Origin of the sequence: Streptomyces sp. NPDC016845 (genome assembly GCF_044332585.1) — a bacterium.
Lineage (GTDB): Bacteria > Actinomycetota > Actinomycetes > Streptomycetales > Streptomycetaceae > Streptomyces.
Genome location: NZ_JBIRPI010000002.1, coordinates 897855 through 923090, shown reverse-complemented (window position 1 = coordinate 923090; position 25236 = coordinate 897855). Strand labels below are relative to the sequence as shown.

At 70.6% G+C, this 25236-nt stretch carries 23 protein-coding genes; 11 read left to right on the top strand and 12 right to left on the bottom strand.

All coding sequences use genetic code 11. The annotated features are described in order from the left end of the window. Positions 1-753 (top strand): transglycosylase SLT domain-containing protein, encoded by a 753-nt coding sequence (locus tag ACH4RC_RS10295; RefSeq protein WP_398197770.1) that lies wholly within the window; start codon positions 1-3, stop codon positions 751-753. Between the two features lie 104 nt (positions 754-857). Here the strand turns inward: ACH4RC_RS10295 and ACH4RC_RS10290 are convergent, their stop codons facing one another. Continuing rightward, on the bottom strand, positions 858-3404 hold the full coding sequence (locus tag ACH4RC_RS10290; protein ID WP_398197767.1) for an FHA domain-containing protein: 2547 nt from the start codon (positions 3402-3404) through the stop codon (positions 858-860). Positions 3405-3693: 289 nt separating this feature from the next. On the opposite strand from ACH4RC_RS10290, the gene ACH4RC_RS10285 reads away from it, so the two are divergent. Both ACH4RC_RS10285 and serB read left to right on the top strand, forming a co-directional pair. After that, the gene (locus tag ACH4RC_RS10285) at positions 3694-5571 is read left to right on the top strand and encodes a streptophobe family protein (RefSeq protein ID WP_398197910.1); all 1878 of its coding nucleotides are present in this window, start codon (positions 3694-3696) and stop codon (positions 5569-5571) included. Between the two features lie 380 nt (positions 5572-5951). Continuing rightward, positions 5952-7223, top strand: coding sequence for a phosphoserine phosphatase SerB (gene serB, locus ACH4RC_RS10280; RefSeq protein WP_398197764.1), 1272 nt, complete (start codon positions 5952-5954; stop codon positions 7221-7223). A gap of 192 nt (positions 7224-7415) precedes the next feature. Here the strand turns inward: serB and ACH4RC_RS10275 are convergent, their stop codons facing one another. The 4 genes from ACH4RC_RS10275 to ACH4RC_RS10260 form a co-directional block, all read right to left on the bottom strand. Then, positions 7416-7934 carry a SixA phosphatase family protein gene (locus tag ACH4RC_RS10275; protein ID WP_398197762.1) on the bottom strand — a complete coding sequence of 173 codons (519 nt, stop codon included), beginning with the start codon at positions 7932-7934 and terminating at the stop codon, positions 7416-7418. Positions 7935-8007: 73 nt separating this feature from the next. Next, positions 8008-8214, bottom strand: coding sequence for a hypothetical protein (locus ACH4RC_RS10270; protein ID WP_398197759.1), 207 nt, complete (start codon positions 8212-8214; stop codon positions 8008-8010). Positions 8215-8414: 200 nt separating this feature from the next. After that, positions 8415-8534 (bottom strand): SGM_5486 family transporter-associated protein, encoded by a 120-nt coding sequence (locus ACH4RC_RS10265; protein ID WP_361068298.1) that lies wholly within the window; start codon positions 8532-8534, stop codon positions 8415-8417. Between the two features lie 29 nt (positions 8535-8563). Continuing rightward, positions 8564-9907: a CynX/NimT family MFS transporter gene (locus tag ACH4RC_RS10260; protein WP_398197756.1), complete on the bottom strand. Its 1344-nt coding sequence runs from the start codon at positions 9905-9907 to the stop codon at positions 8564-8566. Positions 9908-10009: 102 nt separating this feature from the next. On the opposite strand from ACH4RC_RS10260, the gene ACH4RC_RS10255 reads away from it, so the two are divergent. Further along, positions 10010-10702, top strand: coding sequence for a FadR/GntR family transcriptional regulator (locus tag ACH4RC_RS10255; RefSeq protein WP_398197754.1), 693 nt, complete (start codon positions 10010-10012; stop codon positions 10700-10702). Here the strand turns inward: ACH4RC_RS10255 and ACH4RC_RS10250 are convergent. The 3 genes from ACH4RC_RS10250 to fabG form a co-directional block, all read right to left on the bottom strand. Then, positions 10651-11079 carry a hypothetical protein gene (locus ACH4RC_RS10250; protein WP_398197753.1) on the bottom strand — a complete coding sequence of 143 codons (429 nt, stop codon included), beginning with the start codon at positions 11077-11079 and terminating at the stop codon, positions 10651-10653. The genes ACH4RC_RS10255 and ACH4RC_RS10250 overlap by 52 nt on opposite strands. A 117-nt stretch (positions 11080-11196) precedes the next feature. Continuing rightward, positions 11197-11973 (bottom strand): enoyl-ACP reductase FabI, encoded by a 777-nt coding sequence (fabI, locus tag ACH4RC_RS10245; RefSeq protein ID WP_398197750.1) that lies wholly within the window; start codon positions 11971-11973, stop codon positions 11197-11199. Between the two features lie 5 nt (positions 11974-11978). Next, on the bottom strand, positions 11979-12698 hold the full coding sequence (gene fabG / locus ACH4RC_RS10240) for a 3-oxoacyl-[acyl-carrier-protein] reductase (RefSeq protein ID WP_398197747.1): 720 nt from the start codon (positions 12696-12698) through the stop codon (positions 11979-11981). A 289-nt stretch (positions 12699-12987) separates the two neighbouring features. Here fabG and ACH4RC_RS10235 point away from each other — a divergent pair, with 289 nt between their 5' ends. From ACH4RC_RS10235 to tyrS, 3 genes are all read left to right on the top strand, one after another. Beyond that, entirely contained in the window at positions 12988-14523 is a 1536-nt protein-coding gene (locus tag ACH4RC_RS10235; RefSeq protein ID WP_398197745.1) for a TldD/PmbA family protein, read from the top strand. After that, positions 14520-15914: a metallopeptidase TldD-related protein gene (locus ACH4RC_RS10230; RefSeq protein WP_398197743.1), complete on the top strand. Its 1395-nt coding sequence runs from the start codon at positions 14520-14522 to the stop codon at positions 15912-15914. The genes ACH4RC_RS10235 and ACH4RC_RS10230 overlap by 4 nt, the downstream gene beginning before the upstream one ends. Positions 15915-15978: 64 nt before the next feature. Then, positions 15979-17250, top strand: coding sequence for a tyrosine--tRNA ligase (gene tyrS, locus ACH4RC_RS10225; protein WP_398197741.1), 1272 nt, complete (start codon positions 15979-15981; stop codon positions 17248-17250). An 85-nt stretch (positions 17251-17335) separates the two neighbouring features. Here tyrS and ACH4RC_RS10220 read toward each other — a convergent pair whose 3' ends face one another. Next, the gene (locus ACH4RC_RS10220; RefSeq protein ID WP_398197739.1) at positions 17336-17611 is read right to left on the bottom strand and encodes a GlsB/YeaQ/YmgE family stress response membrane protein; all 276 of its coding nucleotides are present in this window, start codon (positions 17609-17611) and stop codon (positions 17336-17338) included. Positions 17612-17837: 226 nt separating this feature from the next. Between ACH4RC_RS10220 and ACH4RC_RS10215 the strand changes: the two genes are divergently transcribed. Both ACH4RC_RS10215 and ACH4RC_RS10210 read left to right on the top strand, forming a co-directional pair. Further along, positions 17838-18188, top strand: coding sequence for a DUF3099 domain-containing protein (locus ACH4RC_RS10215; protein WP_398197737.1), 351 nt, complete (start codon positions 17838-17840; stop codon positions 18186-18188). A gap of 256 nt (positions 18189-18444) precedes the next feature. Next, positions 18445-18678: a hypothetical protein gene (locus ACH4RC_RS10210; protein ID WP_398197908.1), complete on the top strand. Its 234-nt coding sequence runs from the start codon at positions 18445-18447 to the stop codon at positions 18676-18678. Between the two features lie 26 nt (positions 18679-18704). Here ACH4RC_RS10210 and moaA read toward each other — a convergent pair whose 3' ends face one another. The 3 genes from moaA to ACH4RC_RS10195 all read right to left on the bottom strand — a co-directional run bounded on the left by moaA (position 18705) and on the right by ACH4RC_RS10195 (position 21862). After that, on the bottom strand, positions 18705-19712 hold the full coding sequence (gene moaA, locus ACH4RC_RS10205) for a GTP 3',8-cyclase MoaA (protein WP_398197734.1): 1008 nt from the start codon (positions 19710-19712) through the stop codon (positions 18705-18707). 156 nt (positions 19713-19868) lie between these two features. After that, complete coding sequence (locus ACH4RC_RS10200; protein WP_398197731.1) at positions 19869-21494, bottom strand: cation acetate symporter; 1626 nt, start codon at positions 21492-21494, stop codon at positions 19869-19871. Continuing rightward, a complete protein-coding gene (locus ACH4RC_RS10195) occupies positions 21491-21862 on the bottom strand; it encodes a DUF485 domain-containing protein (RefSeq protein ID WP_398197728.1) in 372 nt (123 codons plus the stop codon). Before ACH4RC_RS10195 ends, ACH4RC_RS10200 begins: the two co-directional genes overlap by 4 nt. 316 nt (positions 21863-22178) lie before the next feature. On the opposite strand from ACH4RC_RS10195, the gene ACH4RC_RS10190 reads away from it, so the two are divergent. Both ACH4RC_RS10190 and ACH4RC_RS10185 read left to right on the top strand, forming a co-directional pair. Continuing rightward, positions 22179-23717, top strand: coding sequence for a S8 family serine peptidase (locus ACH4RC_RS10190; protein ID WP_398197725.1), 1539 nt, complete (start codon positions 22179-22181; stop codon positions 23715-23717). Between the two features lie 11 nt (positions 23718-23728). After that, positions 23729-25234 (top strand): S8 family serine peptidase, encoded by a 1506-nt coding sequence (locus ACH4RC_RS10185; protein WP_398197722.1) that lies wholly within the window; start codon positions 23729-23731, stop codon positions 25232-25234. Positions 25235-25236 lie beyond the last annotated feature (2 nt).

The following is a 25236-nucleotide window of genomic DNA, read 5'->3' as shown; positions in this document are numbered from 1 at the left end:
ATGCGCAAGTTCACCCTTCCCGGCCATAGTCAGCTGTCCCGTCCCCACAAGGTCTCGATGGCCGGTGTCGCCGCTCTCGGCGCCGCCGCTCTCGCCGTGACCCTCGTGCCGGGCCAGGACACGCAGGCACAGGCGTCCGAGACGGTCTCCGCCGCCCCCGTCGCGTTCACCACGGACGCCGGTGCGCAGCAGATCAAGGACGTGCAGGCCAGCGTCACGAACCAGCAGGCCACCGCGTCGGAGAAGGCCAAGCAGATCGCCGCGAAGCTCAAGGCGCAGCAGGACGCCGAGGCCAAGAAGAAGGCCGACGCCGAGGCGAAGGCCAAGGCCGACGCGGACGCCAAGGCGAAGGCCGAGGCCGACGCGAAGGCGAAGCAGGAGCGCGAGGCCAAGGAGGCCGCCTCCCGCGCCGCCGCCCGCAAGCCGGTCTACGCGAACAACCTGGACGGCTGGATCAAGCAGTCCCTGGACATCATGAAGGCCAAGGGCATCCCCGGCTCCTACAACGGGCTCTACAGCAACATCATGCGTGAGTCCACGGGCAACCCGAGCGCCATCAACGGCTGGGACATCAACGCCCAGAACGGCACGCCGTCGATCGGCCTGCTCCAGGTCATCCAGCCGACGTTCGACGCGTACCACGTCGAGGGCACCTCGTCGAACATCTACGACCCGGTCGCCAACATCACGGCCGCCGCGAACTACGCGGCCGACAAGTACGGCTCGATCGACAACGTGAACAGCGCGTACTGACACTCATTGACGGGACCTCTGGGTCCGGAACACGCTGAACCCCCATGCCAGTGAAGGGCGGCACCCGACAGGGTGCCGCCCTTCACTGGTTCACCAGAACACCGCTACTTGCGCATGACCTCGGGCTCGTGGCGGCGCAGCAGGCGGGCGACCACGAAGCCGCAGGCCACGCCGAGCAGGACCAGGATCGTGAGGTTGATGCCCCACTGGGTGGCGGAGTGCTCCCACAGCGGGTCGAGGTCGTTCGGGTTCTTCGGGTCCCACGGCGGCATCAGGTGGGAGAGGTCGAGCGTGGCACCGGCCGCGCCGACCGCCCAGCGGGACGGCATCAGATAGGCGAACTGCTCCAGGCCGATCGATCCGTAGATCTGGAAGAGGACGCCGGTGAAGACGACCTGCACGATCGCGAACATGACCAGCAGCGGCATCGTCTTCTCGCTGGTCTTCACCAGCGAGGAGATGACCAGGCCGAACATCATCGACGTGAAGCCGAGCGCGATGATCGAGATGCACAGCTCCGCCGCCGGCGGCATCAGCAGACCTTCCGCGGGAAGGTCGCGCGGGGCGAAGGCGATGGCGCAGATGATGACGCCCTGGATGGCCGTGATGAAGCCGAGGACGATGACCTTGGACATCAGGTAGGCGGAGCGGGAGAGGCCGGTTGCGCGCTCCCGCTCGTAGATGACGCGCTCCTTGATCAGCTCACGGACCGAGTTGGCCGCGGCCGAGAAGCACATGCCGACCGCGACGATCAGCATGATCGTTCCCGCGTCGCCGTTGAACTTGACCGGCGGTTTGGGCGGAGCAAGACCGAAATCGGCCGGAATGACGACGGAGACGATGCCCAGGACCGCGGGCAGGATCACCATCAGGCCCATGAAGCCCTTGTCGGAGGCGATCACCGAGACGTAGCGGCGCATCAGCGTGATGAGCTGGGCGGCCCACGGCTGCGGTTTGGGCGGCTTGATCGCGGCGGGGGGTGGCATCTGTATCGACTGCGCGGCCACGGCGTCGATGTCGGCCGCGTACATCTGGTAGTGCTGCGAGCCCTTCCAGCGGCCCGCCCAGTCGTAGTCGCGGTAGTTCTCGAAGGCGGAGAAGACGTCGGCCCAGGTCTCGTAGCCGAAGAAGTTGAGGGCTTCCTCGGGCGGACCGAAGTACGCGACCGAGCCGCCCGGGGCCATCACGAGGAGCTTGTCGCAGATCGCGAGCTCGGCCACGGAGTGGGTGACGACGAGGACGGTGCGGCCGTCGTCGGCGAGGCCGCGCAGGAGCTGCATGACGTCGCGGTCCATGCCCGGGTCGAGGCCGGAGGTCGGCTCGTCGAGGAATATCAGCGACGGCTTCGTCAGCAGTTCGAGGGCGACGGAGACGCGCTTACGCTGGCCACCGGAGAGGGAGGTGACCTTCTTCTCCTTGTGGATGTCCAGCTTCAGCTCGCGCAGCACCTCGTCGATGCGCTGCTGGCGCTCCTGCTCGCTGGTGTCCGCGGGGAAGCGGAGCTTGGCGGCGTACTTGAGCGCCTTCTTGACGGTCAGCTCCTTGTGCAGGATGTCGTCCTGCGGGACCAGACCGATGCGCTGGCGCAACTCGGCGAACTGCTTGTAGAGGTTGCGGTTGTCGTAGAGGACGTCGCCCTGGTTGGCGGGGCGGTAGCCCGTGAGCGCCTTCAGGAGCGTCGACTTCCCGGAGCCCGACGGGCCGATGACGGCGATCAGCGACTTCTCGGGGACGCCGAAGGAGACGTCCTTGAGGATCTGCTTCCCGCCGTCGACGGTGACCGTCAAGTGCCTTGCGGAGAAGGAGACTTCACCGGTGTCGACGAACTCCTCGAGGCGGTCGCCGACGAGGCGGAACGTCGAGTGGCCGACACCCACGATGTCGTTCGGGCCGAGCAGCGCCGTGCCGCCCTTGGCGATCGGCTGGCCGTTGACGTACGTGCCGTTGTGCGAGCCGAGGTCACGGATCTCGAAGCGGCCGTCGGGCGTCGCGTGGAACTCCGCGTGCAGCCGCGAGACCTGGAGGTCGGAGACGACCAGCTCGTTCTCCAGGGCGCGGCCGATGCGCATGACGCGGCCGAGCGCGAGCTGGTGGAACGTGGTCGGGCTGCGGTCGCCGTAGACCGGCGGGGCCCCCGCGACGCCGCCGGGTCCCTGGGGTCCTTGCTGGCTCGGCACCTTCTGCACGGGCGGCTGCTGCTGTTGCTGTTGCTGCTGCCATGCCTGCTGTTGCGGCTGGGGCGTCTGTTGCTGCCAGCCGGGCGCGCCGCTCTGCGGGTGCTGCTGCGGTGACGGCTGCTGAGTGAGCCCCGCGGCCTGCTGCTGGGCCTGGTGCGGCGTGGCCACCGCGGCGGCCTGGGCGCTGCCCTGCACGCTGACGCGCGGGCCGTCGGTCGCGTTGCCGAGGTGCACCGACGAGCCGGGGCCGATCTCCATCTGATGGATCCGCTGGCCCTGGACGAAGGTGCCGTTGGTCGAGCCGTGGTCCTGGATCACCCAGCTCCGGCCGCCCCAGCTGATCGTGGCGTGGCGCCAGGAGACCCTGGCGTCATCGAGCACGATGTCTCCCCCCGGATCACGGCCGAGGGTGTACGGCCTGGACGGGTCGAGCGTCCAGGTCCTGCCATTCAGTTCCAGTACGAGTTCAGGCACTCCATGCCCCACTGAGTTGTCCCCCGAAGTTGTGCCCCGTCATGGGGAGTCTAGGGATGTCGAACATCGTGAGGAACTATTTCAGGAACGGTCCCGTGACCGAAAGTCGGGCCTTGCGTCGGAGCTTGTGAAGACTCCCGGGCGCTCCCGGTGCCCGCGCCCGTTGACGTGACAGATGCGGCCCGGAAGGGTGGGAGGCGCCCACAACTCCCCACGGATCACGCTCATCGTGCTGATCATGCGCAAAGGTGTCATCCATGGGCGAGGCGGTACGGATCGGGGGGTCCTGATGGTGACCGGCCACGACACGGATCGGCGCGGCGGCATCCCCGTCGGCGATGTGCTGCTCTCCGCCGTAGCGGCGGTGAGCTGGGCTTTCATCGGAATGACGGGGGTCGCGGCGCTCGGCCTGCACCTTCTCGACGCCGACGAGGCGAGTTCGCTCGGCCCGATGACGGCCGCCGTGGTGGCGCTCGGCGTCGGCGGGCGCGTGACGCCGTCCGGCGACGTGTCGGCGTTCGGTCTGGACAGCGCGCAGGTGAACACCGCCGTCGATGTCGCGCCACTGGGCGTGGGGCTCGTGGGCGCGCTCCTGTTGAGCTGGTTCTTCCTACGTGGCCTGCGCGCGCGGGGGGTCGAGGTCTCGCCCGGCGAGCTGCTCGCACGCGCGGGAGCGGTGGTCGTGCTGTTCGTGGCGCTGCTCGGCGGGCTCGTGTGGGCGGGTCACGACATCATCACGATTGACGGTTCGAAGCTCGGGGTGAACGACATTCCGGGCGCCGGGGGGCTGCCCGGCGACATCGAGGACAAGCTGCCCGGCGGGGTCGGGGGTCTGCTGCCCGACCGGCTGAACGACCTGGTGAACGCGGAGGCGTCCGTCGGGTTCACGGTGCGGACGGGGGCGACGCTGCTCGGCGGGGCCGCGTTCGTCATCGGGGTGCTGCTGATCGCGTTGCTCGCGTCGCGGCGCACTCCCCTGCCGCGCGCGCTCGCGCCGGTGCACCGGGTGGTGCGGCCCGCCGTGTCGGCGCTCGTGACGGTGCTCCTGGTGGCGGTTCTCGCGGGGCTCGCCGCGGCGGTGTACGCGATGATCGGCGACGACCATCCGCGCCGGATCGCGGGCGCGGCGCTGCTCGGTGCGCCGAACGGGGTGTGGCTCGGGGTGCCGATCGGGTTGTTCGTGCCCTGGGACGGCAACGCGACGGGTGAACTGTCGAAGCTGCTCCCCGACCCGCTGGACGACCTGCTGCGGGCGGACGCGGGACCCGTGACACTTGGCCGCCTCGCCGAACTGGACGGCCGTGTCTGGCTGTTGGCCGTGGCGATGGCCCTGATGATGCTGTTCGCCGGGGTCCTGGCAGCGGCGCGAACGCCCTTCGTACGGGGTCGGGGTCAGGGCCTGCCCGGTTTCGCGGGGGCCTGCGCGCTACGGCTCGGTGCGGTCACGGCGCTGACGCTGCCGCTCCTGGTCTGGCTGACGGACATCTCGGCGAACGCGTCCCTGACGGTGCTGGGCTTCGACGCGTTCGGGGCGGGGATCGAGCTGCACGGGCGCGTGGGCATGGCGCTGTTGCTCGGCGCGGCGTGGGGCGCGGGCGCGGGCGCGCTCGGCGCGGCGCTGGCGTACGTGTCCGGCGCGGCGGGAAGCCGCGCGGCCCCGCTGGCGGTGGCCTCCGCGACACCCTCCGCGCCGAACGCACCCGGGGCCCCGTCGCCCGCCCCGGCCTCGAACCCGTCCGGCCCGTACCGGGAGAGCCGGCCGTACCGGCCGTCCAATGCGGATACGAATCCGTATATGCGGCCGTACGAAGGGGGCCGCGAGGAGTCGCCGGGGGCCGCGGGTGACGGCCCTGGGGCGCACGGTGCGGAGGGGTACGGGCAGGGAGCGCGGGAGCGGGGCGGGCCCGGGTGGGGCCGCGCGGAGCAGGGTCCGCCGGAGGGCGAGCGCCCCGGGTGGGGCCCGAGCGGTGATCCGGCGCAGGGCGATGACATGACCGGCGCCCCCACGGTCGCGGGCCCGATCCGGCCCGAGGCGTCACCCGGGCGCCCCAAGAACGGCGGCGACACCGGCTTCCCGCCCCCTCCTCCCCCGCCTCCCCCTCCTCCCCCGGCACCGGACCGGACCCGGGACGGGCGATGGCGCCGGGGGGACCGGGACGGACACTGAGGCCTCCGGCGGACCGGGTGGGCGGCGAGGCGCGGGGCCCGTGGTGGCGTACTCGGCCGGACGGGGCTGGCGGCGTCCCGGGCCGTAGAGCAGGCACGGGGGAGGGTGCGGTGCCCCGTGGCCGGGTGGACGCGCGGGCTACCGGACGGATCAGGGCCGCGGGGCGCTCGGCCACAGGACGGCGAGCCGCGCCGCCCGCAGGGAAGAAGACCGGAAGCCCCCAGCGCCCCCGGAACAGCGGCCCCACCAACCCCGGAACAAGTGGTGCGGAAGCCATGCGCGCCGGGGGCCCGGGACCCGTCGGCTCGGCGGAGCCGGTCGTGTCCGGTGGCTGGACCCGGGCCGCGATACGTACAGGCGCCCGATAACGTAAGGGCATCATGAGCGCCTCGCAGCCCACGCATCCCGCTGATGCCCCGCACGTCGACTCGGACGCGTACGTGCCGGCCGACGTCCCGACCCTCCTGGTCAAGATATTCGGCAAGGACCGGCCCGGTATCACCGCCGGGCTCTTCGACACTCTCGCCGCCTACTCCGTCGACGTCGTCGACATCGAGCAGGTCGTGACACGGGGCCGCATCGTCCTGTGCGCCCTGGTGACCGAGCCCCCGGCCGGCCTGGAGGGTGACCTGCGGGCCACCATCCACAGCTGGGCGGAGTCCATGCGGATGCAGGCCGAGATCATCTCGGGCATAGGGGACAACCGGCCGCGCGGCGTGGGCCGCTCCCTGGTCACCGTCCTCGGACACCCGCTCACCGCCGAGTCGACCGCCGCGATCGCGGCGACCATCACCAGGACCGGCGGCAACATCGACCGTATCTTCCGGCTCGCCAAGTACCCCGTGACGGCAGTGGAGTTCGCCGTGTCCGGCACCGGCACGGAGGAGCTGCGCACCGCGCTCGCCATAGAGGCCACGCGGCAGAGCCTGGACGTGGCGGTCGTCGCGGCCGGTCTGCACCGGCGCGCGCAGCGGCTCGTCGTGATGGACGTCGACTCGACGCTCATCCAGGACGAGGTGATCGAGCTGTTCGCGGCGCACGCGGGCTGCGAGGAGAAGGTCGCCGAGGTGACGGCGGCGGCGATGCGCGGCGAGCTGGACTTCGAGCAGTCGCTGCACGCGCGCGTGGCGCTGCTCGCGGGCCTGGACGCGTCGGTGGTGGACAAGGTCAGGAGCGAGGTGCGGCTCACGCCGGGCGCCCGCACCCTGATCCGTACGCTGAAGCGCTTGGGCTACCAAGTGGGCGTCGTCTCGGGCGGGTTCACCCAGGTCACCGATGATCTGCGGGAGCGGCTCGGCCTCGACTTCGCGCAGGCCAACACCTTGGAGATCGTCGGCGGCAAGCTGACCGGCAGGGTCACCGGCGAGATCGTGGACCGCGCGGGCAAGGCGAGGCTGCTTCGCCGGTTCGCGGCGGAGGCGGGCGTCCCGCTCGCCCAGACCGTCGCGATCGGCGACGGCGCGAACGACCTGGACATGCTGAACGCCGCCGGTCTCGGCGTCGCCTTCAACGCCAAGCCCTTGGTCCGCGCGGCGGCCCACACTGCCGTGAACGTGCCCTTCCTCGACACGGTCCTGTACCTCCTCGGCATCACGCGCGAGGAGGTCGAAGCGGCCGACGCCCAGGAGGAGGCGGGAAGCAGCGCCGTCTGAGCCATACACGTACGCGTTGTCATACACGTAGGCGTTGTCATACACGTAGGCGTTGTCATACACGTACGCGTAGACACATACGTTCGCGTAGTCATACACCTACGCCTAGCCGTACACGTACGCGTTCAGTACGTCGGAGGGCCCGGTACCGATCATTCGGTCCCGGGCCCTTTCGCGTGGCGGGCGCGCGTCTCAGGCGTTCGGCGACCAGTAGTCGACCAGCTTCGCCGCGCCCGGCTCCAGGGACTTCCACGGCCCGGTGAAGGTCAGCACGGCGAACGCCGCGGTGGAGAAGCCGGAGCGGCTCAGGCGCTGGGCGGCGTCCGGTGCGGAGTCGCCTGCGAGGACCTCGGCGAGGCCCTGCATGCCGGGGTTGTGGCCGACCATGACGGCGTTGGTCACGTCGTCCGGCACCTCGTTGAGGACGGCGATCAGATCGCCGGGGGAGGCCTCGTAGACGCGCTCCTCGTAGACGGTACGGGGGCGCTCCGGCAGTTCGGAGACGGCCAGTTTCCACGTCTCGCGGGTGCGGGTGGCGGTCGAGCAGAGAGCCAGGTCGAGGGCGATGCCGGAGTCGGCGAGCTTGCGGCCGGCGATCGGGGCGTCCTTGCGCCCGCGCTCGGCGAGCGGCCGCTCATGATCGGACACCTCAGGCCAGTCCGCCTTGGCATGCCGGAAAAGGACAATCCTGCGGGGTTCTGCGACGCTCATACGTCCCAGCTTCGCACGAAACCGGCCACGGGGCGCAGGGAGTTGGCGGTCCGGCCCGACTACGGCGCTCGGCCTAGCGGACCACCAGTTCCTTGGCGCGTTCCAGGATGTGGCCGAGGCTCGGGTCGCCCGCCGCGGCCTGCGCGTCGGCCGGGTTGAGGATCAGCAGCAGGAGCGCCACGAAGGCGACGGCCGGCAGCACGATCGCCCACCAGGGCAGCCGGATGTCGACGCCGCCCGTTGCTGCCGGGTGGGTCCGGGGGTGCGTGGGGGCCGACATGGTGTCCTCCGTGGTCCGCGAGGTCGTGGTTCCCGTCCGTGCGCCGACGCTGTCGGCGACACTTCGAACCTACGGATCCGGCGGCCCCGGACCCATCCGGTGATCCACCCACTCGACCCTGACACTGGCCCCCTAGGGGATGGTGGTGTTAACCCCACCCCGGGCCCCGTGCCGCGTCCCGGACCGGCCGGGCGCCGGTGTCAGGGCGAGGCGATCGTCGCGATGATCGCCACGACCACGGTGACGGCGAGCATCGCGCCGAGCACCAGGAGGAGCTTCTTCTGGCCGTTCTGGGGGTTCGGCTCGAGCACAGGCGACATGCGGCAAGTGTCGCACCTGTCCGCGGGCGTCAGGACGCCGGGGCGGCCTTGGGCGCGGCGGCCTCGTCCTCGACCGTACGGTTGCGGCCCGCGAGGACGCCGACGACGATCTGCGGCACCATGAGCGCGGCCATGAGCGCGATCGGCACGCCCCAGCCGCCGCTGCTCTGGTAGAGGACGCCGACGAGCAGCGGCCCGGGGATCGAGATCAGGTAGCCGGTGGACTGGGCGAACGCGGAGAGCTTGACGACGCCCGCGCCGGTGCGGGCCCGCATACCGACCATGGTCAGGGCGAGCGGGAAGGCGCAGTTGGAGATGCCGAGCAGGATCGCCCAGGCCCAGGCGCCGGAGGAGGGCGCGAAGTACAGGCCCGCGTAACCGGCGAGGCCGCAGACGCCGAGGACGACCACGATGGGGCCCTGCCTCGGCAGCCGGGCGGCGACGCGCGGGATGACGAAGGCGAGCGGGATGCCCATCGCCATGGTGACGGCGAGGAGGACGCCCGCGGTCGACGCGGAGACGCCTGCGTCGCGGAAGATCTGCGCCATCCAGCCCATGGTGATGTACGCGGCCGTGGCCTGGAGCCCGAAGAAGACGGCGAGCGCCCACGCGGTGCGGCTGCGGGTGATGCGCAGCTCGTCGCCGGTGCCGGTGCTGGTCGCGGCGCCCGCGGCGGTACGGGCCGGTTCGGCGGGGCCCGCGCCCTTGGCCCGTACGAGCAGGGCCCAGGGGACGACGGCGGCGACGCCGAGGGCGGCCCAGACGCTGAGGCCGGTCTGCCAGTTGCCGCCGAGCGCGTCGGTGACGGGCACGGTCGCGGCGGCCGCGAGCGACGTGCCCATGGCGAGGGCCATCGAGTAGAGGCCGGTCATGGAGCCGACGCGGTCGGGGAACCAGCGCTTGACGATGACCGGCATCAGCACGTTGCTGACCGCGATGCCCATGAGCGCGAGGGCGCTGGCGACGAGGAAGCCGACCGTGTTGCCCGCGTACGGCCGGATGATCAGGCCCGCGGCGATTGCGACCATGCCCGCGCAGACGACCGCGCTCGCGCCGAACCGCTTGGCGAGGCGCGGCGCCATCACACCGAAGACCGCGAAGCAGAGCGGGGGTACGGAGGTAAGGAGCCCGGCCACGCTGCCGCTCATGCCGAGCCCGTCGCGGACCTCTTCGAGGAGGGCGCCGAGGCTGGTGATCGCGGGGCGCAGGTTGAGGGCGGCGAGGACGATGCCGACGGTGACCAGACGTACGGCCCACGCGCGCGGGGCCGCAGTTTTCTCCTCCGTCGTGCGGGAGCCGGTGGGTATCGGGGTCTCGGGGGACGACGGCGGCACCATCGTCGGGGTCGGGGTCGGGGTTTCCTCACTAGCCATGACACCCATCTTAGAATCATGGGATGATTGGTTGTCCAGTCGTTCATCAGGAGCGGGACGACCACTGGGACGACAACCGGGACGACAAGGAAAGAAACGTCGATGCCACTGACCTCCCCGCGCCGCTCGGCCCTGTCCGAGCAGGTCATCTCCGCCCTGCGTGCCCAGATCTCCTCGGGCGAGTGGCCGGTGGGCTCCCGCATCCCGACCGAACCGGAGCTGGTCGAGCAGCTGGGTGTGGCCCGGAACACGGTGCGGGAGGCGGTCCGCGCCCTCGCGCACAACGGGCTGCTCGACATCCGGCAGGGTTCGGGCACGTACGTCGTGGCCACCAGTGAGCTGGCCGGTGTCATGCAGCGGCGGTTCGCGGACGCCGACCCACGGCACATCGCCGAGCTGCGCTCCACGCTGGAGTCGAGCGCGGCACGGCTCGCGGCCGAGCGGCGCACCGAGCGCGATCTGAAGCAGCTCGACGCCCTCCACGTACGCCGTGAGGAGGCGTGGGAGGCCGGTGACGCGGAGGCGTTCGTGGCGGCGGACGCGACGTTCCACCTGGCGGTCGTGGCCGCGTCGCACAACGACGTGATGACGGCGATGTACGCGGACCTCGGCGAGGTGCTGCGGGACTGGCTGCGCGAGGACGTGGGCGAGCGGCTCGTCGCCGAGAACCACATGGACCACGGGCGCCTGGTCGACGCGATCCGGGAGGGTGACGCGGAGACCGCGGGCGCGGAGGCGGCGTCCTATCCGTTCCTGTGCCGTCCGGGCAGGCTGGAGAGGCCCTCGTCGGACTGACGTGCCCGGTCCGCCTTCTCGTGGCTGACCCACGCCCTGCGCACGCTCTTCCAGCACCGCCCGTTCAAGCGGACCGTCTCGGCCGGGCCCACGTCGGTCGGGGCCGTGTCGGTGTCGATGTCCCACCAGGGATCGCACTCGATGTGCAGGGCCACCCGGTCGACGCCGGGGTACGGGTTGTGGCAGTCGGCGGTCGCGCGTACGCCCTCGACGAGGGTGCGGCAGCCCGCGCCGAACCGTTCGGGCTTCTTCGCCGCCACGCGCGCGTGGCCGGGATCGTGGCGGTGGGCGGTGGTGTCGGACACCGCGTCGCAGGGCAGCGCGGCCAGCAGGGCCGCGGCCGCGAGGGCGGGGGCTGCGCGAGAGGGCAGGCGCACGAGAAGGACCTCCTCGCACCAGAGTGCGGGGAGGCCCCTTCACCTCGCGCGGCCGGTGGGCCGAACGGGGTAAGCCGTGTTTCAGGCGGGTCAGGCGGGTCAGGCGCGTCGGACGGGTCAGGCGCCGATGGCGTGCAGGCCGCCGTCCACGTGGATGATCTCGCCCGTCGTCTTCGGGAACCAGTCCGAGAGCAGCGCGACGATGCCACGCCCGGCCGGCTCCGGGTCCTCCAGCTTCCACTCCAGCGGGGAGCGGCTGTCCCAGACCGAGGCCAGCTCGCTGAAGCCGGGGATCGACTTCGCGGCCATGGAGCCGATCGGGCCCGCAGAGATCAGGTTGCAGCGGATGTTCTGCTTGCCGAGGTCACGCGCCATGTAGCGGCTGGTGGCCTCCAGGGCGGCCTTGGCCGGGCCCATCCAGTCGTACTGCGGCCAGGCGAACTGCGCGTCGAAGGTGAGGCCGACGACGGAGCCGCCCTCGGTCATCAGCGGCAGCAGCGCCATGGTCAGCGACTTCAGGGAGAAGGCGGAGACGTTCATGGCGGTGGCCACGGACTCGAACGGCGTGTTCAGGAAGTTGCCGCCGAGCGCGTCCTGCGGGGCGAAGCCGATGGAGTGCACGATGCCGTCGAGCCGGTCGCCGAGGTGCTCGCGGACCTGGCCCTCCAGGCGGGCGAGGTGCTCGTCGTTGGAGACGTCGAGCTCCAGGACCTTGACCTTGTCGGGGTCGGGCAGCTTCTTGGCGATGCGCTCGGTGAGCGTCGGCCGCGGCCAGGCGGTGAGGATGATCTCCGCGCCCTGCTCCTGCGCCAGCTTCGCCGCGTGGAAGGCGATGGAGGACTCCATCAGCACACCGGTGATGAGGATCTTCTTGCCCTCGAGGATTCCAGCCATGATGTTCAGTGACCCATTCCCAGTCCGCCGTCAACGGGAATGACGGCACCAGTGATGTACGAAGCGTCGTCGGAGGCGAGGAACCTCACCGCGGACGCGATCTCCCCGACCTGCGCGTACCGGCCGAGCGGCACCTGCGCCATGATGCCCGCGCGCTGCTCGTCGGTGAGCGCCTGGGTCATGTCGGTGTCGACGAAACCGGGGGCGACGACGTTGAAGGTGATGTTGCGCGACCCCAGCTCGCGGGCGAGGGAGCGCGCGAAACCGACAAGGCCCGCCTTCGAGGCGGCGTAGTTCGCCTGCCCCGCCGAACCGAGCAGACCGACGACGGAGGAGATCAGCACGACGCGGCCCTTCTTGGCGCGCAGCATGCCGCGGTTGGCACGCTTCACGACGCGGAAGGTTCCGGTGAGGTTGGTGTCGAGGACGGACGTGAAGTCCTCCTCCGACATGCGCATGAGGAGCTGGTCCTTGGTGACGCCGGCGTTGGCGACGAGGACCTCGACGTTGCCGTGCTTCTCCTCGATCTCCTTGTAGGCCTGCTCCACCTGCTCCGTGTCCGTGATGTCGCACTTGACGGCCAGCGCGCCGGCGTCGGTGAGCTCCTTGGGGGGCTCGCCCGAGCGATAGGTGAACGCGACCTTGTCGCCCTGCTCCAGGAATTGGCGGGCGATGGCGAGGCCGATGCCCCGGTTGCCTCCGGTGACGAGAACCGAGCGGCTCAACGGATCACCCTTTCGATCGGCGGTCAGGTACCCGTCGAAACTATCCCGGCCCGGTACCGGGCGCCGAATCCGGGGGTGACAGGGCGAGGGGGCACTAACTGTGGGGTTTCGACATACAGCGCCCCTTGAGCCCCTTCCCTCGCCCGGTCGGTCCGCCACCCCAAGAGCGCAGGCTGAGCGGCGCCGCGCAGGCATCGCTCGACCTGAACCCGCGTAAGCACTCGCTGTCCCCGGACACGACGGGGCATGCTTCACTGCGGTCATCCGGACAGCAGACGGGAAGAGCTTCATGGCCCATCAGATCGATCAGTCGTTCCTGGATCTCCCCTTGCGCGCCCTGGCCGACGCCGCGCTCGCCCGCGCCCGCGCGCTGGGTGCCGACCACGCCGACTTCCGCCTGGAGCGGGTGCGCAACGGCGCGGTGCGGCTGCGGGACGCCAAGCCCGCCGGGTCGTCGGACAGCACCGACCTCGGGTACGCGGTGCGCGTCGTGCACGGCGGGACCTGGGGGTTCGCGGCCGGGGTCGATCTGACCATGGACGCCGCCGCCAAGGTGGCGTCGCAGGCCGTCGCGATGGCCAAGCTCAGCGCGCAGGTCATCAAGGCCGCAGGCAGCGACGAGCGCGTCGAACTCGCCGACGAGCCCGTGCACGCCGACCGGACCTGGGTCTCCTCCTACGAGATCGACCCGTTCTCGGTGCCCGAGGAGGAGCGCGCCGGGCTGCTCGCCGACTGGAGCGCGGGGCTGCTCGCCGCCCAGGGGGTCAGCCACGTCGACGCGTCCCTCCTGGTCGTGCACGAGAACAAGTTCTACGCCGATACGGCCGGGACCACCACGACCCAGCAGCGCGTCCGGCTGCACCCCTCCCTCAACGCCGTCGCCGTGGACGAGACGAGCGGCGAGTTCGACTCGATGCGCACGCTCGCGCCGCCGGCCGGGCGCGGCTGGGAGTACCTGACGGGCACGGAGGCGGGCACCGCCTGGGACTGGCAGCGGGAGCTCGACGAGATCCCCGAGCTGCTCGCCGAGAAGATGCGGGCGCCGAGCGTGCGGGCGGGCTCGTACGACCTGGTCGTCGACCCGTCCAATCTGTGGCTCACCATCCACGAATCCATCGGGCACGCCACCGAGCTCGACCGCGCTCTCGGCTACGAGGCGGCCTACGCGGGCACCTCGTTCGCCACCTTCGACCAGCTCGGCAAGTTGAAGTACGGCTCCGAGATCATGAACGTCACGGGTGACCGCACCGCCGAGCACGGCCTCGCCACCATCGGCTACGACGACGAGGGTGTCGCCGGGCAGTCCTGGGACCTCGTGAAGGACGGGACGCTCGTCGGGTACCAGCTCGACCGGCGCATCGCCAGGCTGACCGGGTTCGAGCGGTCCAACGGCTGCGCCTACGCCGACTCCCCCGGCCACGTCCCGGTCCAGCGGATGGCCAACGTCTCGCTGCGGCCCGATCCCGGCGGCCTGTCCACGGAGGACCTCATCGGGGGCGTCGACCGCGGTCTCTACCTCGTCGGGGACCGGTCGTGGTCCATCGACATGCAGCGCTACAACTTCCAGTTCACGGCGCAACGCGCGTACGAGATCCGGGGCGGGCGGCTCGCCGGGCAGGTGCGGGACTTCGCCTATCAGGCGACCACCACCGACTTCTGGGGGTCCATGGCCGCCGTCGGCGGGCCGCAGACCTATGTGCTCGGCGGCGCCTTCAACTGCGGCAAGGCCCAGCCGGGCCAGGTCGCGGCCGTCTCGCACGGCTGTCCCTCGGCCCTCTTCAAGGGCGTCAACATCCTCAACACGACGCAGGAGGCCGGCCGATGAGCCCTCGTACGAACAAGCCGCACGAGATCGTCGAGCGCGCCCTCGAACTGTCGCGGGCCGACGGCTGCGTCGTCATCGCCGACGAGACCTCCACCGCCAATCTGCGCTGGGCGGGCAACGCGCTGACGACGAACGGGGTCACCCGCGGGCGCACGGTCACCGTCGTCGCGACCGTGGACGGCAAGGAGGGCACGGCGTCCGGCGTCGTCTCCCGGTCCGCGGTCACCGCCGACGACCTCGAACCGCTGGTGCGGGCCGCCGAGGAGGCCGCCGCGAAGGCCGGGCCCGCGGAGGACGCGCAGCCGCTCGTGGACGGCGTACCGCACTCCCCCGCCTTCACGGAGGCGCCCGCCGAGACCTCGTCGGCCGTGTTCGCGGACTTCGCGCCCGCGCTCGGCGAGGCGTTCGCGCGGGCCAGGTCCGGCGGGCGCGAGCTGTACGGCTTCGCCAACCATGAGCTGACCAGCACGTATCTCGGTACGTCGACGGGTCTGCGGCTGCGTCACGACCAGCCCGACGGGACCCTGGAGCTGAACGCCAAGTCCACCGACCGCAAGCGCTCGGCCTGGGCGGGCCGCTCCACCCGGGACTTCAAGGACGTCGACCCGGGGGCGCTCGACGCGGACCTCGCGACCCGGCTCGGCTGGGCCGAGCGCCACGTGGACCTGCCCGCCGGACGGTACGAGACGCTGCTGCCGCCGACGGCCGTCGCGGACCTGCTGATCTACATGCTGTGGTCGGCGGGTGCGCGGGACGCGGCGGAGGGCCGGACCGTGTTCTCCAAGCCGGGCGGCGGCACGCGCGTGGGAGACCGCCTGAGCGAGCTGCCGCTGACACTGCGCAGCGACCCGAACGAGCCGGGGATCGAGTCCGCCCCCTTCGTCCTGGCGCACGCCTCCGGGGACGACGCGTCGGTGTTCGACAACGGGTTGCCGATGGGCGCCACCGAGTGGATCTCACAGGGTGAGCTGCGCCACCTGTCGACGACGCGGCACAGCGCCGCTCTGACCGGGCTCCCGGTGGCGCCCGCCGCCGACAACCTCGTCCTGGACGGCGGCTCCGGAAAGTCCCTGGAGGAGATGGTCGCCGGTACGGAGCGCGGGCTGCTCCTCACCTGCCTCTGGTACATCCGCGAGGTCGACCCGGCCACGCTGCTGCTCACCGGCCTCACCCGGGACGGCGTCTACCTGGTGGAGAACGGCGAGGTCGTCGGCGAGGTGAACAACTTCCGCTTCAACGAGTCGCCGGTCGACCTGCTCGGGCGGGCCACCGAGGCCGGGCGCACGGAAAAGACGCTGCCGCGGGAGTGGGGCGACTGGTTCACTAAAGCGGCGATGCCCGCGCTGCGCGTACCGGACTTCAACATGAGCTCGGTGAGCCAGGGCGTCTGACCCGTACGTTTCCGCCCATAGACTGGGCGGGACCCAACAGCATTGTTCAAGGAGACACGCAACCGTGACGGACATCGTCGACGAGCTGAAGTGGCGCGGCCTTATCGCCCTGTCCACCGACGAGGACGCGCTGCGCAAGGCATTCGCGGACGGTCCGGTCACCTTCTATTGCGGCTTCGACCCGACCGCGCCCAGCCTGCACCTGGGCAACCTGGTGCAGATCCTCACCATGCGGCGCATCCAGCAGGCGGGCCACCGCCCGCTGGGTCTGGTCGGCGGTGCCACGGGCCTGATCGGTGACCCGAAGCCGAACTCCGAGCGGACGCTGAACAGCCCCGACGTCGTCGCGGGCTGGGTCGAGCGGCTGCGCGCCCAGATCGCGCCGCTGCTCGACTTCGAGGGCCCGAACGCCGCGGTGATGGTGAACAACCTGGACTGGACGTCCGGGCTGTCGGCCATCGAGTTCCTGCGGGACGTGGGCAAGTACTTCCGCGTCAACAAGATGATCGCGAAGGAGGCCGTCTCGCGGCGGCTCAACTCCGACGCGGGCATCAGCTACACCGAGTTCAGCTACCAGATCCTCCAGGGCATGGACTTCCTCAAGCTGTACGAGCAGTACGGCTGTGTCCTGCAGACCGGCGGCACGGACCAGTGGGGCAACCTCACCTCCGGCACCGACCTGATCCACCGGGTCCACCCGGACGCCGTGGTGCACGCGCTCGGCATCCCGCTGCTGACCAAGGCGGACGGCACCAAGTTCGGCAAGACCGAGTCGGGCACCGTCTGGCTGGACCCGGAGATGCTCTCGCCGTACGCCTTCTACCAGTTCTGGCTGAACGCGGACGACCGGGACATCGCCAAGTACCTGCGGGTCTTCAGCTTCAAGTCCCGTGCGGAGATCGAGGAGCTCGACCGGCTGACCGAGGAGCGGCCGCAGGCGCGCGCAGCGCAGCGGGCGCTCGCCGAGGAGATCACGACGCTGGTGCACGGCGCCGAGCAGACCGCGGCCGTGATCTCCGCGTCGAAGGCGCTGTTCGGTCAGGGCGACGGCAACCTGGCGGATTTGGACGAGACGACGCTGGCCGCCGCGCTCTCCGAGCTGCCGAAGGTGCAGGTCAGCGAGGTGGGCCCGGTCGTCGACCTGTTCGCCGAGGTCGGCCTCGTCGCGAGCAAGTCGGCCGCGCGCCGGACCGTGAAGGAGGGCGGCGCGTACGTGAACAACGTCAAGGTCGCCGCCGAGGACCAGGTCCCCGGCGCCGACGAGCTGCTGCACGGGCGTTGGCTCGTGCTGCGGCGCGGCAAGAAGAACCTGGCCGCGGTCGAGGTCACGGCCTGACCGCTGTCCGTCAGAAGCGCCGAAGGGGCCGGATCCGCACCACGCGGGTCCGGCCCCTTCGGCGTCGTGTCCGTCGGCGTCCTGCTCAGGCGCGCCGCCGGTTGCCGCGGATCGCCGACCAGGCCGCGTCGCCGACACCGACGACGACGACCGCGCCGATCAGCTGCAGCAGATGGCGGATCCAGTCGATGCCCTTGGTGTCGTTGACCCCGAGGCCCGTGGCCGCCCAGTTGCCCAGGACGCTGCCGAGGATGCCGAAGATCACCGTCAGCCACAGCGGGATCTGCTGCTTGCCCGGCAGGATCGCCTTCGCGATCAGACCGAGCACGAGACCCACGATGATTGCCCACAACCAGTTCATGCCGTCGCCTCCTCATGCGGCGTGCGCATACGCGCGTGCGCACCGTCACCTCAGTCTCGGTCCGTACCCCGTACGGCGCATGTCGGGCAGGACCGTACGCGGTACGGCGCAGGCCACACACCCGGCTCCGGGCGCCCCCGGTCTCGTAGCCGACGCATCCCGGGCGTACCGTGGAGGCAGTCCGGTCCGGGGAGGGTCCGGCGCGACGGTCGGGTGGTGGAGTGTGATGCGGAAGCGCAGCGGTAACGGCGGAGCGCAGGTTTTCCGCATCACCGGGGCCCGGCAGGGGCTCGCGGACGATGTGCGTGGCCGGCAGCGCAAGTACGTCATCTCGATGGTGATCCGCACGGTGTCGGTGATCCTCACCGCCGTGCTGTGGAACGTCGAACGGCCGGTCGCCATCGTGACGCTGGTGTTCGGAGCCCTGCTCCCCTATGTCGCGGTGGTCATCGCCAACGCGGGCCGGGAGAACGCGCCGAACCTGCCGTCGACCTTCGTGCCCGCCGCGACGCGGCCGATGATCGCGCCGGCTCCCGCGGTCGCTCCGGCCGAACCGGGTCCGGAGGAGCGTGCCTGAGTACGCGCAGGCGCCCGTCCACGGATCCGGTCCGGGACCGGCCGTACTCAAAGCTCAAGAAAAGCTCAGATCAATCATGTAGTTCAGGTGCCGGGCGACGGGTCCCGCGTGACATACTGCGTACGCGCTCCGCATCCCCCGTCGGAGCGACGGACCGACGCCGGGCAGCTCCCCCCGTGGCTGCTCGGCGTCGCCATTTCCGGGCTCTTTCCGGTGCCTCTAGGCTGGGGGCGTGAACCTCGCGAACCTCTCCGGAATGTCCGGCCCGTCGTCGCCGGACCCCGCTTCTCCGCAGTGCTCGGCCAAGGGCTGTCGCGCCGACGCCGTGTGGGTGCTCGCGTGGAACAACCCGAAGCTGCACACGCCGGAGCGGCGCAAGACGTGGCTCGCCTGCGAGGAGCACCGTGAGCACCTCGCCCAGTTCCTCGGGGTGCGCGGCTTCCTCAAGGACGTGGTGAGCCTGGAGGAGTGGGACGCGCGCGTGGAGTGACGCGGCGCCCCGGAAGCCTTGCCGGGTCAGCCGCCGATCGCCGACATCGGGCGGTCGGGCTGGAGGAACGACGGGTCGTCGAGGCCCGAGCCCGCCTTCTTGCCCCACATGGCGAGCTTCCATATGCGGGCGATGTTCTCGTCGGCGCTCTCCGGGCCCTCCGGGGCCTCCGCCCTGAGCGCCGCGCGCAGATCCGTCTCCTCCGTGGCGAACAGGCATGTGCGGACCTGGCCGTCGGCGGTGAGCCGGGTGCGGTCGCAGGCGGAGCAGAACGGGCGGGTCACCGAGGCGATGACGCCGACGCGGTGCGGGCCGCCGTCGACGACCCAGCGCTCGGCCGGTGCGGAGCCCCGCTCGTCGGTACCTTCGGCGGTGAGCTCGAAGCGCGTACGCAGGGAGGCGAGGATGTCGCCCGCGGTGATCATCCCGTCGCGCTTCCAGCCGTGCTGGGCGTCGAGCGGCATCTGCTCGATGAAGCGCAGCTCGTAGCCGTGGTCGACGGCCCAGGCGAGGAGGTCGGGGGCCTCGTCGTCGTTGAGCCCCGGCATCAGGACCGAGTTGATCTTCACCGGGGTGAGGCCCGCCTCGTGGGCGGCGGCCAGGCCCTCGATGACGTCCTTGTGGCGGTCGCGGCGGGTGAGGGTCTTGAAGACGTCGGGGCGCAGGGTGTCGAGGGAGACATTGACCCGGTCGAGACCGGCTTCCTTCAGCGCCTTCGCGGTGCGCTTGAGCCCGATCCCGTTCGTCGTCAGGGACATTCTGGGGCGGGACGGCAGCGCGGCGACCCGCTCGACGATGCCCACCAGGCCCGGGCGGAGCAGTGGCTCGCCGCCGGTGAAGCGGACCTCGGTGATCCCGAGGTGGGTGGTGGCGATGCGGACGAGGCGGACGATCTCGTCGTCCGTCAGCAGGTCCGGCTTGGCCAGCCACTGCAGGCCCTCCTCGGGCATGCAGTACGTGCACCGCAGATTGCACCGGTCGGTCAGCGAGACCCGCAGGTCGGTCGCGGTTCGCCCGTAGGTGTCGATGAGCACGTGGGCCCCCTCCCTGGTACGTGGTCCTGCCTTGTACCGAACGAGCCTACGTGACGGGTCTGACAGAGGCAGGACGGTGATCCCACGAGCGTGCCCGGGGCCCGTCGTAGCTCTCTACGACGAGGCACGACGGGACCCGGGCACGGCGGGCACGGATCAGTGGGCTCCGGTGCCGGTGAGGGAACGGACCTCCAGCTCCGCGTACTTGCCCTTGTCGGCCTTCTCCTTGCCGAGGTAGGTGCCGATGACGCCGAGGGCGAAGCCGACCGGGATCGAGATGATGCCGGGGTTCTCGAGGGGGAACCAGTGGAAGTCGACGCCCTTGAACATGGACGTCTTCGGGTTGCCGGAGACGACCGGCGAGAAGAGGACGAGGAAGACGGCCGTGAAGAGGCCGCCGTAGATCGACCAGAGCGCCCCGCTGGTGTTGAACCGCTTCCAGAAGAGGCTGTAGAGGATCGTCGGCAGGTTGGCGGAGGCGGCGACGGCGAACGCGAGGGCGACCAGGCCCGCCACGTTGAGGTCGCGGGCGAGCGCGCCGAGGGCGATCGAGATGATGCCGATGAAGACGGTGGCCCAGCGGGCGGCCCGCATCTCCTGCTTCTCGGTGGCCTTGCCCCTCTTGATCACGTTCGCGTAGATGTCGTGCGCGAAGGAGGAGGACGAGGCCAGGGTGAGGCCCGCGACCACCGCGAGGATCGTGGCGAACGCGACGGCGGAGATCGACGCGAGGAGGATCGCGCCCCAGCTGGAGTCGACGCCGCCCAGATGGAGCGCGAGCAGGGGCGCCGCCGTGTTGCCCGCCGGGTTCGAGGCGATGATCTCGGCCGGTTTGATGAGGGCCGCCGCGCCGAAGCCGAGCGCGATCGTCATGAGGTAGAAGGCGCCGATGATGCCGATGGCCCAGTTGACCGACTTCCGGGCGGCCTTGGCGGTCGGCACCGTGTAGAAGCGGATCAGGATGTGCGGCAGTCCGGCGGTGCCGAGCACGAGGGCGATGCCCAGCGAGATGAAGTCGATCTTCGAGGTGGAGGTGGCGCCGTACTTGAGGCCCGGCTCCAGGAACGGTGAGCCCTTGCCGCTGTTCTCGGCGGCGGTGCCGAGCAGGTCCGAGATGTTGAAGTCGAACTTCAGCATGACGAGGAAGGTCAGCAGGATCGTGCCCGCGATCAGGAGCACGGCCTTGACCATCTGCACCCAGGTGGTGCCCTTCATGCCGCCGATCGTCACGTAGACGATCATCAGGACGCCGACGAGGGCGACGATGCCGATCTTCCCCGCGTCCGAGGTGATGCCGAGCAGCAGCGAGACGAGGACGCCCGCGCCCGCCATCTGCGCGAGCAGGTAGAAGATCGAGACGACGATGGTGGAGGTGCCCGCGGCCGTGCGGACGGGCCGCTGGCGCATCCGGTAGGCGAGGACGTCGCCCATCGTGTAGCGGCCGGAGTTGCGCAGCGGTTCGGCGACCAGGAGGAGCGCGACGAGCCAGGCGACCAGGAAGCCGATGGAGTAGAGGAAGCCGTCGTAGCCGAAGAGGGCGATGGCGCCGGCGATACCGAGGAACGACGCGGCGGACATGTAGTCGCCGGAGACCGCCAGGCCGTTCTGGAAGGCGGTGAACTGGCGGCCGCCCGCGTAGAAGTCCGCGGCGCTCTTGGTCTGCCGCCCCGCCCATACGGTGATGACGAGGGTCGCGGCGACGAACACCGCGAAGAGGGTGATGATCAGCGGCCGGTGCTCACTGGCTTCGGCGGCGGCGAGTACGTGCACTGCGGGGCTCATGCGCCGCCCTCCATACGGGACTTGATGGCTTCCGCCTTCGGGTCGAGCTTCGCGGCGCTGTACCGCGAGTACCACCAGGCGATGAGGAACGTGGTGAGGAACTGGGCGATGCCGAGCACGAAGGCGACGTTGATGTTGCCGAAGAGCTTGGTGCCCATGAAGTCGCCCGCGTAGTTGGAGAGCAGGACGTACACCAGGTACCAGGCGATGAACGCGATGGTCAGCGGGAAGGCGAACGAGCGGTGCGCCTTGCGCAGTTCGGCGAATTCCGCGCTCTGCTGCGCCGCGACGAACTCCTCGGTGGAGGGGAGGGCCGGACCGGCGTTGTCGGGGCTGCCCTTCTGGGGTGGTGGTGCGTCGGTGGCCACTGAGTCTCCTCGTGATGCGGGTGCTGTCGGGGACGGATGTCGATCGCAGTGACGTGAGTCACGTCAGCCGGGTCGCGATGGTAGGGCTCCCCGGCGTGATCCAACAGGGGGCCGGTTTCGGCCAGTGCCCCCTGCACAACGGCACGGAGGCACGCGCGCGTCGGTTCAACTCCGCTGCTTTCTTTCGGAAGCCGTTGCTGACCTGCGCCGACCGGGATACGTTCACACCGCAACACGCGTCATGTACCTGCCCGAGCATCACGTGTGTTCGGGCTTTCCGTATGCACCGAATATGCCCGGATGATGTGGAGACCCCATGGCTCATCTGCCCGCCAGACGCCGCCGCCTCGCTCTCGCCCTGCCGATCGGCATCGCGCTGACGGCCTCCTTCGGCTTCCTGCCGTCCGTGTCCGCCGCGCCCGCCGACACATCGGCAGTGACGGCGAGTGCGGCGGACGAGGCGGCTTCGCTCGCGTATGTGGTGAACACGCGCAGCACCGACGGCCGCACCCTCGCCTCCGTCGGCAAGGCGATATCCGAGGCAGGCGGCTCCATAGTCGAGACGTACGGGAAGATAGGCGTCTTCGTCGTCCACTCCTCGAACGCCGACTTCGGCAAGCAGATACGCAGGGCGAAGGGCGTGGCCACGGCGGGCGCGACCCGTACGGCTCCGCTCACCCCGGCCGGCACGACCGACGAGGGCGCCGTCCAGAAGCTCTCCAAGGCCGAGGCCAAGGCGCTGGCCGGCCAGGCCGCCGTGGCGCAGGAGCCCCTCGAGGCCGACCAGTGGGACCTGCGGGCGATCGGCGCCGACAAGGCCGCGAAGATCAACCCGGGCAGCCGCAAGGTCACCGTCGGCGTCATCGACACCGGCGTCGACGACACCCACCCCGACCTGGCCGCGAACTTCTCCGCCTCGCAGTCGGCGAGCTGTGTCGGCGGCAAGGCGGACACTTCGCCGGGCGCCTGGCGCCCCGCCAACCCCGACCACTACCACGGCACCCACGTCGCCGGTGAGATCGCCGCCGCGCGCAACGGGATCGGCGTCGCGGGCGTCGCGCCCGGCGTCAAGGTCGCGGGCATCAAGGTGGCCGACCCGGTCAGCGAGCTGTTCTACCCGGAGAGCGTCGTCTGCGCCTTCGTGTTCGCCGCCGACCACGGCATCGAGGTCACCAACAACAGCTATTACGTGGACCCGTGGCAGTACAACTGCCTGGGCGACCCCGACCAGCGGGCGATCGTCGACGCGGTGAACCGGGCCCAGCTCTACGCCACCAAGAAGGGCACTCTGAGCTTCGCCTCCGCGGGCAACTCCAACCACGACCTGGACTCGCACGCGATCCTGGACGACACCAGCCCGGACGACTCGACCGCGGTGGACCGCACGATCGACCCGCACACCTGCCTCGACATCCCGACGCAGCTCCCAGGGGTCGTCACGGTCAGCTCGACCGGCATCACCAAGGCCAAGGCGTACTACTCGTCGTACGGCAACGGCGTCATCGACATCGCGGCGCCGGGCGGCGACAAGTACCAGATCCCGGCCGACACCCCGTCGAAGAACGGCCGCATCCTCTCCACCCTGCCCGGCGGCGAGTACGGCTGGCTGCAGGGCACGTCGATGGCGTCGCCGCACGCCGCCGGTGTCGCCGCGCTCCTGAAGTCGACGCACCCGAAGGCGTCCCCCGCGCAGCTCCAGGCGCTGATGAAGGCCCAGGCCGACGAGGAGGTCTGCCCGGCGTCCTACGACGGTGACGGCGACGGTGTCGTCGACGCGGTCTGCAAGGGAGGCAAGCAGCGCAACGGCTTCTACGGCAACGGCATCGTCGACGCGCTCAGGGCGGTGAAGAAGTGACGGCCCCGCGTATGAGCAAGCGGCTCGTCCGCACCCTCGCGCTCCCTGCGGGCCTCGCCATGGCGTCCGCGCTCGCGGTCGTGCCCAACGCCGGCGCGGCGGAGGCGTCCGTCAAGGCGGACGGCCCCGAGCTCAGCTATGTCGTCAACGTCAAGGCGGGGCACGAAAACGCGGTCCGCGCCGAGCGGGCGGTGGACAAGGCGGGCGGCAGCGTCGTCATCGCGTACGACAAGATCGGCGTCCTTGTCGTCCACTCCGAGAACCCGGACTTCGCGAAGACGATCCGCGCCGTGAAGGGCGTCCAGTCGGCGGGGGCCACGCGCACCGCGCCGCTGGCCGCGCAGTCCAGCGACGACCTCGCCACCGAGCAGGTCCTGACCGCCGCAGAGGCGAAGCAGGCGGCCGGGCGGGCCACTTCGGCGCAGGACCCGCTGGAGCCGTTGCAGTGGGACCTGCCCGCCATGAAGGCGGACCGGGCCCACGAGAAGTCGCTGGGCAGCCCGAAGGTGACGGTCGGCGTCCTCGACTCGGGCGTGGACGACACCCACCCGGACATCGCGCCCAACTTCGACCGTAAGGCGTCGGCGAGCTGCCTGGGCGGTGTGCCCGTGCAGAAGGACGACGCCTGGCGTCCGGTCGCCGGTGAGTCCGATCACGGCATGCATGTGGCGGGCACCATCGCCGCCGCGAAGAACGGTGTCGGCGTCACCGGTGTCGCGCCCGGCGTGAAGGTGGCGAGCCTGAAGGTGGCCGAGCCTGCGACCGGCATGTACTACACGGAGGCCGTCGTCTGCGGCTTCGTGTGGGCGGCCGACCACGGCGTCGACGTCACCAACTCCAGCTACTACACCGACCCGTGGCTGTTCAACTGCAAGACGGACGCCGACCAGAAGGCGCTCGTCACGGCAGTCCAGAGGGCCTCGCAGTACGCGGAGCGCAAGGGCGCGGTGAACGTCGCCGCGGCGGGCAACGCCTCGACCGACCTCGCCCAGGACGAGATCGCCGACGACTCCTCGCCGGACGACTCGACGCCCGTACCGCGCACGGTGAAGACCAAGGACTGCATCGACATCCCGTCGCAGCTGCCCGGTGTCGTCACCGTCTCGGCGACCGGCGCCAAGGGCATCAAGGCGTCGTACTCGAACTGGGGCAGGAACGTCGTCGACATCACGGCGCCCGGCGGCGACAGCACCGCCTACCAGACGCCCGCTCCCCCGGCGACCAGCGGCCTGATCCTGTCGACGCTGCCGGGCGGCAAGTACGGCTACAAGGCGGGTACGTCGATGGCGTCACCGCACGTCGCAGGCGTCGCGGCCTTGATCAGGTCCACGCACCCGAGGGCGTCGGCGGCGCAGGTCAAGGCGCTGCTCTACCGGCAGGCCGACGCGACGGCGTGCACGAACCCGTACGACATCGACGGGGACGGCACGGTCGACGCGGTGTGCGAGGGCAGTAAGTACAAGAACAGTTTCTACGGAACGGGGACGGCGGACGCGCTGGACGCCGTCACCAAGTAGCG